The organism is Shewanella profunda, from assembly GCF_023283765.1.
Lineage (GTDB): Bacteria > Pseudomonadota > Gammaproteobacteria > Enterobacterales > Shewanellaceae > Shewanella > Shewanella profunda.
This window is the reverse complement of sequence record NZ_JAKILG010000011.1, coordinates 14,146-26,924: the sequence shown is the minus strand read 5'-3', so window position 1 is coordinate 26,924 and position 12,779 is coordinate 14,146. Positions and strand designations below refer to the sequence as shown.

Annotated in this window: 11 protein-coding genes; 2 read left to right on the top strand and 9 right to left on the bottom strand. The window is 42.7% G+C overall.

What is annotated here, in order from left to right; translation table 11 throughout:
• Nucleotides 1–221: 221 nt before the first annotated feature.
• The 4 genes from L2744_RS07660 to L2744_RS07645 all read right to left on the bottom strand — a co-directional run bounded on the left by L2744_RS07660 (nt 222) and on the right by L2744_RS07645 (nt 7,095).
• Nucleotides 222–1,517, bottom strand: coding sequence for a peptidoglycan DD-metalloendopeptidase family protein (locus tag L2744_RS07660; protein ID WP_248991426.1), 1,296 nt, complete (start codon nt 1,515–1,517; stop codon nt 222–224).
• A 267-nt stretch (nt 1,518–1,784) separates the two neighbouring features.
• On the bottom strand, nt 1,785–4,841 hold the full coding sequence (locus L2744_RS07655; protein WP_248991353.1) for an AAA family ATPase: 3,057 nt from the start codon (nt 4,839–4,841) through the stop codon (nt 1,785–1,787).
• Nucleotides 4,842–4,843: 2 nt separating this feature from the next.
• The gene (locus L2744_RS07650; protein WP_248991352.1) at nt 4,844–5,983 is read right to left on the bottom strand and encodes an exonuclease SbcCD subunit D; all 1,140 of its coding nucleotides are present in this window, start codon (nt 5,981–5,983) and stop codon (nt 4,844–4,846) included.
• Nucleotides 5,984–6,324: 341 nt separating this feature from the next.
• Nucleotides 6,325–7,095 carry a TSUP family transporter gene (locus tag L2744_RS07645; protein WP_248991351.1) on the bottom strand — a complete coding sequence of 257 codons (771 nt, stop codon included), beginning with the start codon at nt 7,093–7,095 and terminating at the stop codon, nt 6,325–6,327.
• Nucleotides 7,096–7,251: 156 nt separating this feature from the next.
• Between L2744_RS07645 and L2744_RS07640 the strand changes: the two genes are divergently transcribed.
• The gene (locus L2744_RS07640) at nt 7,252–8,148 is read left to right on the top strand and encodes a LysR family transcriptional regulator (protein WP_248991350.1); all 897 of its coding nucleotides are present in this window, start codon (nt 7,252–7,254) and stop codon (nt 8,146–8,148) included.
• A gap of 209 nt (nt 8,149–8,357) precedes the next feature.
• Here L2744_RS07640 and L2744_RS07635 read toward each other — a convergent pair whose 3' ends face one another.
• The 5 genes from L2744_RS07635 to L2744_RS07615 form a co-directional block, all read right to left on the bottom strand.
• Nucleotides 8,358–8,753: a ribonuclease E inhibitor RraB gene (locus L2744_RS07635; protein ID WP_248991349.1), complete on the bottom strand. Its 396-nt coding sequence runs from the start codon at nt 8,751–8,753 to the stop codon at nt 8,358–8,360.
• A gap of 22 nt (nt 8,754–8,775) precedes the next feature.
• Complete coding sequence (locus L2744_RS07630) at nt 8,776–9,006, bottom strand: RNA-binding S4 domain-containing protein (RefSeq protein WP_248991348.1); 231 nt, start codon at nt 9,004–9,006, stop codon at nt 8,776–8,778.
• Nucleotides 9,007–9,221: 215 nt separating this feature from the next.
• Nucleotides 9,222–9,758 carry a GNAT family N-acetyltransferase gene (locus tag L2744_RS07625; RefSeq protein WP_248991347.1) on the bottom strand — a complete coding sequence of 179 codons (537 nt, stop codon included), beginning with the start codon at nt 9,756–9,758 and terminating at the stop codon, nt 9,222–9,224.
• 66 nt (nt 9,759–9,824) lie between these two features.
• A complete protein-coding gene (locus L2744_RS07620) occupies nt 9,825–10,103 on the bottom strand; it encodes a peptidylprolyl isomerase (RefSeq protein ID WP_248991346.1) in 279 nt (92 codons plus the stop codon).
• Nucleotides 10,104–10,282: 179 nt separating this feature from the next.
• Entirely contained in the window at nt 10,283–12,112 is a 1,830-nt protein-coding gene (locus L2744_RS07615; protein ID WP_248991345.1) for a DUF885 domain-containing protein, read from the bottom strand.
• 80 nt (nt 12,113–12,192) lie between these two features.
• Between L2744_RS07615 and L2744_RS07610 the strand changes: the two genes are divergently transcribed.
• The gene (locus L2744_RS07610) at nt 12,193–12,702 is read left to right on the top strand and encodes a diguanylate cyclase domain-containing protein (RefSeq protein WP_248991344.1); all 510 of its coding nucleotides are present in this window, start codon (nt 12,193–12,195) and stop codon (nt 12,700–12,702) included.
• Nucleotides 12,703–12,779: the final 77 nt, after the last annotated feature.

Genomic DNA, 12,779 nt, shown 5'->3' with positions numbered 1-12,779 from the left:
TTTGTCGCTCCGTGCCATTGTGAGTCGTTTTAGTAGGCAGTATTGTTCGATGACTACACTCGAATTTACTCACCTCATATTAAATAGCTAGAATAAAAAATGCCGATGAAATGTATATTTCATCGGCATTAGTGAGTTTTATCTTTGTTATAAACGGCGTGTAAATCTATCTTTAAACTTTATGAAATACACAGCTTCAACAATATCAAAATCTATCGCGATTAACCTAAATCCATTAACGCTTGGCGGCTTTTAACTAAATTTGTAAATGTGTGCAGTTCTTGATTTGCTAACTGGCTAGACATTGGAATGTCAGCTTTCATTGGATCAACTGGCTTACCATTAATATGAAACTCATAATGTAAATGCGGACCAGTAGAGCGACCCGTATTGCCAGATAACGCAATCACTTGTCCTCGAGTCACGCGCTGACCTTTACGTACAAGCGATTTGGAAAGATGCAAATAACGGGTGCGATATTTACCACCATGTTCGACAACAATATATTTACCAGCAAATTGATGATCGGTTACTAAACTGACAACACCATCACCAGGCGCAATCACTTTAGTACCAATAGGTACTGAAAAGTCTGTACCATTATGCGGAGAAATTCGCCCCGTAATAGGATGTTTACGATAGGCGTTAAAACGAGAACTCATACGCGGTTGTTTAGCTAATGGAATACGCTGGAATGCACGAACTAAACTTTGGCCTTTAGCATCATAATAACTACCATCAGTATGCTGAAAAGCACTCACTTCAGAGCGGCCTGTTTTAATCGTTACGCCCAATATCTGACTGCTTCCCGTCGCTTCACCTTCAACATATTGATCATTTACCAAAACAGAAAATTTATCCCCTACACGCAAGTCACGCGCAAAATTCACTTTCTCTTTGAGTAAATCTTCAATCCGCTGAATATCTGCAGCAGCTAAGCCCATTTTTTGAGCGGAAACATAAAATGAACCTTTAATATCACCGGTTAAAATGCGATTTTGCCAGACACCTTCTATGTTGACTTCTTCAACATTAAAACTGCCATCTTCATAACGAGTAAATACAACTTGGCGTGCCGCGTTAAAATACAACTCTAACTTCTGTAATTGACCATCATTATCAAGCCAAAACTGGATCCGGTTACCGGGTAATAAGGTATCAAGCGCAAGGATATTTAAATCTGCTTCTAATACTTTATACATAGTTTGGTGATCGACACCCGCTTTTGAAAATAAACCACTTAAGGTATCTCCAGAAGCAATAATACGCTCAAAATCCGGGGTATTATCGATGATAGCGGCTTGTTCAACAGGTTCAGAAACCTGAGGTAAGATATTCTCGATATCGAGCACGACAGGGATACGCTGAGCAGTTGGCACTACATGGTTATTGTTCGGTAATAGCATAGCTGCACCGATCAATAAACCGCCCATTAATAGAATATTCTTATGAGTTGATGATAAATTTTGCAAACGGGGTTGCGAAAAATTAATCAAATTGGGTTTGCCTGTCTGCAACGCTTTCACCTTTCGTTATCTTTTTTTGGCGTTATATCTTGAACCAGTCCCGTAGCGGGAAGCCCGAATTTTTCCAACTTATATCAAAAAACCGATTATGACAAACGCTATTTCACTCTTTTGTTGAACTATTAATGAAAAACATGCGCTAGTTAGCACTTTAAAGTGATTTTGTCTACCGCATCAAGATGTTAAACAAACAAAAAACTTTCAACATTAACCTTTAAAAACAATTAATTATAGATTAAAAACAACCATCTTACTGAACTAAGGTAAAACTAGCGCTATTTCGCTTCCATGTGAGCTTTTAATGATGTCGATACGCGTGTTTATCTGTTCTTTCATCTCAGAAACATGTGATATCACACCAATCATGCGGCCAGAGGATTGCAAGTCCATCAAAGTGCGGATAGCGAGCTCCAATGAATCTTGATCTAAGCTGCCAAAGCCTTCATCAATAAATAAAGTATCGAGTTTGATACCACCTGCATAGGCTTGCACTACATCGGATAAACCAAGCGCCATTGATAATGCTGCCATAAAGCTTTCGCCACCGCTTAAGGTTGCAACCGGACGTACTTTCGATGTGTAAGCATCTTCGACCTCCAGTTCCAATCCCGAAGCTTTATTTCCCTTTGCTCTATCTTCTTTACGTAGCAATCGATAACGGCCTTTACTCATAATGTGCAACCGATGGCTTGCCTCCAACAACACATCGTCCAGCAACACACTTAACACAAAACGCTGCAGGCTTATCTTATTACCCGTATTGCCATTGGCTACATCGGCAAGCGTGCCAATAACCGCATATTCATCCGCCAAGTCCTTGGCTTTAACATCTGTAATCTCGAGTTGAACTTGAGTCTGCCGCAATAAGGTGGCACGCGTATGGAGTAATTGCCATGCCTGTTCTGCAGCTTGTAACGCTTGTTGTGCCAACTCAAGCTCGGCAGCAAGCTTGATACTATCGGGTGGCATTTTATCCTTAAGCTTAAGTGCCAGTTGCTCACACTGGGCTTTGGTCAAAGCGCTATGTTGTTGGTAAGTCTCAATCTCACTGGCCAATGCATGTAACTGCTCTTCATCTAACATGGCCTCAAGCAAGGCTTGTTGGCTAATAAAACCTGCAGCAACTAGTTGTTGGTTTAGCTGTTGCTGGGCTCGTGTTTGCTGAGTTAATGCCGCCTCAGCAGCATTTTCGGCACCATTAAGCGCCGCTTTAGCAGCAACAAAAGATTGACCTGTCTGTTGTTGAAGCTCCCTAACGCTTGCGATCTGTTGTTTAATCTGGCTGATATCTTGCTGATTTTGCGCTATCGCTGCAGTTAGCGCCTCAAGCGTGGCGAGCACCGATGGCACGCTTTGCTGCATTTGCGCGAACTGCCCTTGCAATACATCCACTTTGGATTGCAGAGCATTCTCTTGTACTTGTTCGTGCTCAAGCTTTTGCTGTAATTGTGTCTCTTGCATTTGTAGCAACAAGATATCTTGTTGTAATTGCTGCAAATGTTGATGAGCTTGCTCGGCTTGCATGAGTGAAAAGGCTAATTGTGATAAGGCCTGTTCATGGTTATCTAGAGGGATATTAACCGCAGTGCCTAATTGTACTGCGAGATCCTGCGCTTGTTGCCGCAGGGCTGTTAACTGTGATTTTAATCCGTGATATTTCTCTCTCGCCTTGCTCAATGTCTCTTGGGCCGCGGCTTCAGTTTCTTGCGCCAATTGCAAAGCGGCATCTGTTGGCAAAAGATCTTGGCTTTGTGCGGGCTGTGGATGGGTTTGGCTACCACAGACAGGGCAAGGTTCCCCTTGTTGTAATTGCCGGGCTAAAATGGCCGCCTGTCCTTGGTGCCAAGTCAACAATAAGGCTTTATGTGCAACCTGTGCTTGCTGATGCTGCACCTTAAGCTGTTGCCCTTGTATTACGGCTTCATCGAGCTTGGTCTGTGTCGAGGCAGCCTTTATCGACACTTGCTGCCATTGCTGATAGGCAAATAATAACTGCTGTTGCTGCTGGTGCGCCTGCTGCAGTGAGAGACGAGTTTCACTGCTGGCCTGCGATTGTGGCAGGGCAGATTCCAGTTCACGGCGTTTTTGAGTCACTGTGGTTAACTCATTTTTGCTGTGCTGAACGTATGTTTTAACCCTAACTAACTGAGTGCGTTCTTGCTCGAGGGTCTTAGTTAATCTATCAAGTTCCCTAAGCTGTGGCCCCAGTGCATTCAGTTGCTGTTTAGATTGTTCTCGCTCGAGTAGCGACGCTTCCCAAACTGGCAAGTCCATCGCTTTTTGCTCTACCTCATCAAAGGCTTGCTTTGCATGCGTTAGAGCTATTTTTGCATGGCTAAGAGCAAGGCTTGCAGCCTTGGCTTCCTGCTCTCGGGCTAAAAATACCTCAAGTATGGGCGCTAAGCGTTGTGCTTGCTTGGCTAAATTCAACTTGTGGGTTTGCGTGGCTATGCTTTCTTGCTGCGCATCAAGTGCCATAACCGTTTGAGTTAAGGTCTCCAACTGGACAAATTCAGCCTGTAAATGTTGGGCGGCGTCACTATTTTTGGCGGCGAGTTGCTGCTGCTGCAATGCCTGCTCTTTCGCACTTTGGGCAGTTTCAAGTTCTGGCGTGAGCTTTGCTAATTCAAAGCTAAGCTCATCATCGGATGCTAGCCCCGCGCTTTGTAAAATCCCATCTCGGCGGCTATTTTGGTCTTTGACTAGCGACTTAATCTCTGACGCTTTACTTTTTAAAACATCTTGAATTCTTTGATAAATATGTGTTTGGAATAGTTGACTAAATATAACCTCTCTGTCACTGGAATTGGCCATCAATAATTCGCGAAATTTTCCCTGCGGTAACACCATCACCTGACGAAATTGTTCGACATCGAGTCCTGTTAAGGCTTCAATTTCAGCGGTTGCCTCAGAAACTTTACTGGCAACAATTAAGGTTTCATTAGCATTGGCGTCAATCTTATATAGCTGTGCTTCGGGCTTTTGTACGGTTGAACCACCACCGCTTTTTTTCACCCTTTCCTGCTCTGGAACACGGCGTATACGAAAATGATTCTCGCCCAACTGAAAACTAAAGGTGACTTCGGTGAGTAAGCTATCGTCAGCCATATCGCAACGCATCTGGCTGCCTTCGCGTTCATTTCCCGTTGTTTTACCATAGAGAGCAAAACAGATCCCATCCAGTAAGGTTGTTTTACCCGCACCAGTAGGTCCATTGATTAAAAATAGTGGATTAGAACCAAGCGCAGTAAAATCAACTGTTTGAATCGATGCAAACGGACCAAAGGCCGACATTGAAAGGTTAAGAGGTCTCATGCTTAACGATCCTCTTGGTGTAACTTAGTGAGGATCTGCTCCATAACGGCTTGCTGCGCTGGCGTTAATCCTTCACCTGCTACCTGGGAGTAAAAGTCACGAAACATATCCATCTCGCCTTTTTTAATATGATCACGGCCCAAGATGACTGGCTGCTGCCCCGCCATCAAGCCTGTGCGCTCTAAATGCAAAACATTGGGATATACGGCTCTAATTTTGCCCATTGCATCTAGAATGGCGTGTTTATCAAGAAGCCTAACCATAAGATAATCATCACGTTTTATATCTGTTTTGCCTTGGGCAAGTAAAATATCTAACTCCCCTTCGAGAATGCGCACATCGCGCATGGAGGATAAGGGTAATAAACGAATATCAGCGGGTGTTTTTTCACAAAGTTCAACTAAAGTCACTGACTTATTCTGATGCTGCTCGCTAAAGGAATATTTCAAAATCGAGCCGGAATAACGCACATGCTCTGCACCTTTATATTGCGGACCGTGCAAATGCCCCAGAGCAACGTAATCAAACTCAGTGAATAGCTTAGGGGAAATTTTATCCGCACCACCAATACTGAGTGGACGTTCAGATTCAGACTCACTGCCCCCGTCCAAAAAACAATGACTCACCACAACTTTAGGTAAACCTTGACTATCATGCATCCGCACTTGTTCGAGTAAGACCGCCATCGCCGCTTCATGGGTCGAGGCTTCACAGTCAAAAACTTGTCTAACCATCGCGGGTTCGGCATAGGGGAGTGGGTAAAATAATGCGGCGCCATTTACACCCTCAAGTCTGATAGGTTGCAGTGCTGTGGTCAGAGGCCCTACAATGTGTAACCCACTAGATGCCATTTGTTTTGCAGCAAAACCCAAGCGCTCATGACCATCATGGTTGCCAGCAATCATAATGACTTGCAGACCTAGATCATGGACTAGACGATTGAGCACATTGTCTAACAGCGCCACCGCATTCGCTGGCGGAATTGATCTATCATAAATATCTCCCGCCACAATGACGGCATCGACCTTATTGTCTTGCGCTAAAGCGATAATCTGCTCGAGCACAAAGGCTTGATCATCCAATAATGACTGATTGTGTAACTGACGCCCAATGTGCCAATCGGAAGTATGGATAAATTTCATAATCGCTCTTATAAAGAAGTGGTGGCGCTAAACCCGAGCGCACGTGCCGTCCGTAAACACCAGGATCAGCCAGACAAGATAGACACTGCACTTATGCAAACGTATTAAATATGTACACAATTTTAAAATACACACCAAAATATCTAAAAAGTGCATTAAAAATCACAGGTTATACTATTCAAAAATCTTCGAAGAGTACACCTATTGCAAAATAGGAGGAGGCGTTTTCGGTAGCCTTTGGCGGAGATTTCCACCTCGACTTAACTTTTGATCCAAGGTGGAAGTCACTAAAATGAACTAACCAGCAGTTTAAGAAGTTCTTATTGATAAGAAACAGTCTATTAGAATAAGTGATATTGACTCGCAAGCAGTTTAAAACTCATAGCAAGTGACATGGTCACGACTAAGGGCTTGATGATCTTTGTTCCTTTTGTCACAACCAATCGAGAGCCCATGGTTGCACCAATGGCTTGACCCGCAAGCATCACCAATCCTAATAACCAAATGACCTTTCCTCCGAGAGCAAAAAAGATCAGCGAAGCAATATTGGTTGAAAAATTAAGTAATTTAGCATGAGCCGTTGCCTTCGCTAGACCAAAACCCGCCAAAGAGACAAAGGCCAATGCAAAAAAACTGCCTGTACCTGGGCCAAAAAAACCATCATACAGACCAACCCCTAGCGCCGCCGTAAAAGCAAAAGCTGTAGGTGTCAGCACTTGATGCTTATCGTCTTCTGAAATCTTTTTCGAGAATAAAAAGTAACAGCCAATGGCCAAAATTAAAAATGGCAACATCAATTCAAGCATTTTAGTATCAATAAGTTGTACTAAAATCGTTCCCAACGCTGCACCGATAAAAGCACAAATCAACGCTAATTTAACGGATTTAAGATCAACTAACCCTTTGCGGACAAAATAAAGACTGGCAAAAAAGCTACCACCACAGGCCTGCAGCTTATTTGTGCCTAAGGCAACCGCAGGCGGTAATCCTGCCCACATAAGTGCAGGAATTGTCAATAAACCACCACCGCCAGCAATTGAGTCAATAAATCCCGCAACCATAGCAACGGCAAAAAGCAACGCTGCAATTTGTAGAGTCAGTTCAAATTCCATGATGAGTTATTATTCTTTGGAGAAAAAGAGTGATTACCACGCATTAGACTGTGTTTGCGTTATAAACGCAAAGGAGTTATTGTCGCTGTAGCGTGAGATAAACTCACACTAATGATATTATTCGTTAGGATGCTTGCCCGACAAGTGGGATATAAAATGTATACAGAACTGCCGCCACTCAATGCCCTTCGAGCCTTCGAAGCCGCTGCGCGTCTTCAAAGTATGACGCTTGCGAGTAAAGAACTGCATGTTACCCATGGCGCAATTAGCAAACAAATCAGAGTATTGGAGGATTATTTAGGTTTTGCACTTTTTGTTCGCTTACACAAAAAAGTGGTGCTTACCGACGAAGCCCAACGCTATTTACCCCATGTGCAAGCCGCACTACAAACCTTATCTAGCGCCACAAGTGATTTACGCCGCCAGAGCACAAGGCCCCAAACATTGGCAATTAACGTTCTACCAAGCCTGACTATTAATTGGCTTATTCCTAGAATGGAACAATTTAAATCCCGCCATCCCCACCTTTATGTCGATCTATCCATTGGGGATTTTGCCGTTGATTTTAGCCAAGGACGTTATGATATCGCGATCCGCAGTAGCACTGTCATTCCCAAGGGCGTCAATCATATCAAGCTGATGGATGAAGATTTATGCCTCGTTTGTGCTCCCTCATTAGCACCCAAGCTCAGCACTATTGCTGATATCAATCATGTCACCTTACTTAAGCATACAACCAGACCTGAGCTATGGGACTATTGGGCAGAAAAAGTAGGGCTTGTGTTAACTCAGGAACAAACTTTTGGGGTCGAACACTTTTATATGTTAAGTCAAGCTGCCGCCAGTGGCATGGGTGCTGCACTGATCCCCCGTTTCTTTATTGAAGAACAACTATCAAACGGTAGTTTAGTGATCCCCTTTGATGCGTCTTTTACTAGCCCCTATGCTTATTACCTACTCACGCCAAAATCCCCTAGCCTATCATTAAAAGTCCAAGCGTTTATTGATTGGTTATTAGAGATTTTTGCCCCCTATCGCCAGTCGATTTATTGAGTATCTTAGTTTTTCGGCTAGATTTCGATCACGCATCTAGGATGGATCCCTAAGTCCAGTTTCTTATTTTGCGAGCACAGCCTTTTAATAACAGAAAAATCTGATCTCAACACGTCGATACAAAATAAATAATATTGGCAACAGCTAATAAAAAACCACCATAATGGTGGTTCTTTATTATAAATTCACTAAGTAAAACTCATTTTAACTTAGTGATTACAATGCTCACCGTGAACATGTTCATGGTCATCATCGTCCATAAACTCATCGTCACCGTCTTGGTGTTGCATCACGCCCCAACCGTCTGTCATACCGTCAAACTCTGCGGCAAATTCGTTAAGCATCGTTTCTTGCTCAACCAGCGTATCGTAATCAGGAACCATGTTGATACACACGATAATTTCCCACTTACCTAGCTCATCATTTAAGTTAAGCTCTAGCTCGCCGTCTAAATCAGAATTAGCCAACTCTTCAAGTGCAGATTCTGCATCGCGCTGATCATCAAAAACTAAAAAGAAATCAACATCTAAAGCCTTAGTTAAATCGATACCCGCTTCAGCCATTGCGGCCAGCATTTTACCATTGTCATCATCTGGAAATTGCATGTCTTGCTCCACTATTTCAGGGTTATTCTGCCGCAATGATTTGAACTGATCCACCGTTAAAACTGACGATATCGCCAGCTACGATTTTTTTACGCTTACGGGTTTCAACTTCACCATTAACGGTGACTTGACCTGCGTCGATAAAATGCTTGGCTTCGCCGCCCGCATTCGTCATGCCCTGTACTTTTAATACTTTATACAATTCAATGAAATCTTCACCTGAATGCAAAGCTAATTGATTAATTTGCGTCACTTAATACTCGCCTTCTAAAAACAAACCTGCTGCAGTATATACCCAAACAACCTGAAGATGCAGGGTTCAGCGGGAATTTAACACACTTTAGGCAAAGCTACGCTCCTGCATAAATGGCATTCACGCCATCCATGGCGATTGCGGCTATTTACAGTCCTAGTGTGCTAAGTTAATCATCACTAACACAGCATGAAGTACATTGAAGATAATCGAGTTTATCTTTGCCTTTCTTCGGCAAGTAAGCCATAAGCACAATCATCAACCCAGTGCTCGCCAATTTTAAATTGCTGCCTTAATAGGCCCTCGAGTTGAAAACCACATTTTTCAAGCACTCGCGCTGATGCTTTGTTGTCCTTGGCACAATGAGCAATAAATTTATGTACATTAAAGCTCAAACAGGCCCAATCGATCACGGCTTTTAAACTTTCTGTCGCATAACCTTGTCCATGGCTTTCCTTTGTGAGCAAGTAACCTACTTCAGCACGTTGTTCTTCTATACTCTGGCAATAAAGTCCATTTAAACCAATAAACAGGCCTGTATCAACGGTTTCAATCACAAGGGTGAGCCACTCTCCTGAACCATAAAACCATGTGTCAGCACGCTGCATAAATTTTTTACGGATCACATCTTCGGGTTCAGGGGTACGAACATAAAGATTAATTTCAGGATCACTGTGCAGCGCATAAAAATGTTCCCAATCACTCTCTTTCAAGCACCTGAGTTTCAATCTATCTGTGTATAGCGCTAACATAGTGACTCCCTATTTACCAGAAACAAAAACGGCAGCATAAGCTACCGTTTAATTAAATCATAACCCTTAGGCACGACTTGTCACTTCAAGTAAATGATAACCAAATTGGGTTTTTACGGGGCCTTGTACTTCATTCAAGGGCGCGCTAAATACCACTTCATCAAACTCTCTAACCATCATACCCGGTCCGAATGAACCTAATTCACCACCTTGCGCTCCCGATGGGCAAGATGAATGCGCACGAGCGATTTGCGCAAAATCCGCACCGTCTATGATCTGCTGTTTTAGTGCTTGGCACTGTTCTTCACTACTGACTAACAAATGTCTTGCTGTTGCCTGAACCATAGTAAAACTCCTTTAAATATCCTGAGACATTTGCCCAAAATATCATGTAGTTCCCGTTCTTTTACCCGCTTAGAACAGATTTTGAATGTTCAGTATAAAAACATTCTGTTTAATTAAAAAGATCTATATATACCGCCATTAATTTCGTTCTAGACATAAATGGCGTCGATATGAGCCGCTTATGCTTGAGTATCTGCAATCCAACGATCAATCTTTTGCTCCATAACGGCCATAGGCAATGAACCAGAAGTCAGGATCTGATCATGGAACGCTTTTAAATCGAACTTCTTACCCAAGGCTTTTTCTGCACGAGCGCGTAGCTCCAGAATTTTTAACTGACCGACTTTATAAGACAAGGCTTGACCTGGGATCGCCATATAACGCTCAACTTCGGCAACAATATCGGACTCTGCCATAGGCGAATTGTCCTTCATATATTGGATAGCCTGCTCACGGCTCCAGCCCTTAGCGTGCAAACCTGTATCAACGACTAAACGCATCGCCCGCAGCATCTCATCGGATAACTTGCCAAAGTACTGGTAAGGATCATTAAAAAGACCCATTTCAATACCAAGATATTCAGCATAAAGTGCCCATCCCTCTTCAAAAGCAGTATAACCACTGAAACGCTGGAACTCGGGCACGCCTGTCAATTCTTGTTTAATGGCGATTTGAAAATGATGACCTGGAGCCGCTTCATGTAAAGAAAGGGTCGTCATACCCCATTTAGGTTGTGCCTTTAGGTTATAGGTATTGATATAAAACACCCCTGGGCGGCTACCATCAACAGCAGGTGATTCGTAAGAAGCCCCAGCAGCAGATTGCTCTCTAAAACTTTCAACCGGCTTAACAACATAATCGGCCTTGGGCATTACATTAAAATACTGAGGTAATACTTGGTTAATTTTCTCTTTGAGCACCATATAACCATCAATCAAACCTTGAGGATCTGTATAAAAGTATTGTGGTTCAGAGGATAACGACGCAAAGAAAGTGGATAAATCCCCTTTAAACCCGACTTGTTCACGCACTTTATCCATTTCAGATAAAATTCGGGCAACTTCACTTAACCCAATCTGATGGATTTCATCCACTGGCATTGTGGTCGTTGTGTGAGAGTTGGCTAGTTGCTGATACCAAGCCTTTCCATTAGGCAAACCTGACCAACCATCTGTTGCTCGTGATTTAGGTAAATAGGTTTGCTTAAAGTAATCCCGTAGCCCAGTCAACGCAGGTACTAATCGCTCGCCTATCATAGCTTGGTAACTGTTGGTTAAGGTTATTTTATCCTGCTCAGAAAAACTCTCAGGAAAATGCTGAATTGGCGAGTAGAAAATACTTTGAGTGACATCCGTGGTGAGCATAGTATCTAGCTGCGGAATAATGCGTTCAACCAACACTCGCGGCAACACAACCTTACTTTCGATCCCTTCATTCATACGGTTTTGAGCAAGTTGGATCCACTTAATGAAACCATCCACTCTCTGCTCCCAATTACGGTAATCTTGAACCGTATTAAAAGGTTGAGCACTTTCGCCACTACCAAGCTGAACCATAGTAATAACAGTACTATAGAACTGGCTTATTGGCATAAAGCGAGACGGAAAAGTTTCACCTACCAGTGCCATCTCACGGTCATACACAAACAATGCATAACTGAGTTGAAGATCCACGGGTAATAGCTGAATATCAATCGCCTTAACTTTTGCTAAATATCGAGTATTTAGTTCATGGCGAGCCTTGAGATACTCTTCGCTTAAATCACCGCCAAACTCTGCGTTATAGTCGTTTACACCAACAAAAGTCGCATAAATAGGTTCGAGTTTTAGATAATCATTAAAATAGGTATCCACAAGCGCCAAATAATCTTGTTTGGCCGTTTGCACATCGCCCTGCTCGGCAGTCGCATTAGATGAGCTGGTTTGTTGGGACAAGGTAGCCTCAGGTTTTGAGCAGCCTTGTAGCGTAAACATTAACGCAAGCGTTCCAGCCAATAAACTCAATTTCATTTTTTATATTCTTCCTTTTGGGTCTGTAATAGCCAAACAGTTTCTATACTTAGCTAAAGGTCTGCTAACGGAGTTAATCTATGATCTACTCATTTCACAATTCGGGTTTTCGAGATCCTGAAACTGGTGTCTACAATCAAACCTATTTCATGGAGGTGTTTAACCGAGAATGGCATCGGCATATGAGAGAACAGCAAAGTTTGGCACTATTGTATCTATGCCCTCACATTCATGAAACAGTCAAACAGCCCCATTTACTCGAATTCTTCACTAAACAAGTCCAAGAAGCCTTGCTGAGAGCAACTGATATGATTGCAAGGCTCGACCACAATCATTTTGCCTTAGGCTTATTCAACATAGATGAAGAAGGTACTGAAGTCGTTTTAGAGCGTATAGATCAACATATACGCGAATTTAATCAAGAGTTTGGTAAAAACCACAAGTTAAAAATTGACTACAAACTTGCTGCATGCATTTGCTCGCCAACACAAGAGCAGAAAATTGAAACTTTATTTACTAGTGTATCCAAATTATCTCAAGAACTTGAAAGGGAGCAACTACAATCTCAGGCATTGATTCGATTGCAATAATGAGGACGAAGCTACCCAAAGAAAAAGCCCCTTACTAAGGGTAAGGGGCTTTTATTCAAACATTAGAGATACAAAAC

Bases quoted from the DNA above. Each gene is read 5' to 3' on its own strand.
- L2744_RS07655 (WP_248991353.1), bottom strand. From the start codon at position 4,841: ATGAGACCTCTTAACCTTTCAATGTCGGCCTTTGGTCCGTTTGCATCG.
- L2744_RS07650 (WP_248991352.1), bottom strand. From the start codon at position 5,983: ATGAAATTTATCCATACTTCCGATTGGCACATTGGGCGTCAGTTACAC.
- L2744_RS07645 (WP_248991351.1), bottom strand. From the start codon at position 7,095: ATGGAATTTGAACTGACTCTACAAATTGCAGCGTTGCTTTTTGCCGTT.
- L2744_RS07640 (WP_248991350.1), top strand. From the start codon at position 7,252: ATGTATACAGAACTGCCGCCACTCAATGCCCTTCGAGCCTTCGAAGCC.
- L2744_RS07635 (WP_248991349.1), bottom strand. From the start codon at position 8,753: ATGCAATTTCCAGATGATGACAATGGTAAAATGCTGGCCGCAATGGCT.
- L2744_RS07625 (WP_248991347.1), bottom strand. From the start codon at position 9,758: ATGTTAGCGCTATACACAGATAGATTGAAACTCAGGTGCTTGAAAGAG.
- L2744_RS07620 (WP_248991346.1), bottom strand. From the start codon at position 10,103: ATGGTTCAGGCAACAGCAAGACATTTGTTAGTCAGTAGTGAAGAACAG.
- L2744_RS07615 (WP_248991345.1), bottom strand. From the start codon at position 12,112: ATGAAATTGAGTTTATTGGCTGGAACGCTTGCGTTAATGTTTACGCTA.
- L2744_RS07610 (WP_248991344.1), top strand. From the start codon at position 12,193: ATGATCTACTCATTTCACAATTCGGGTTTTCGAGATCCTGAAACTGGT.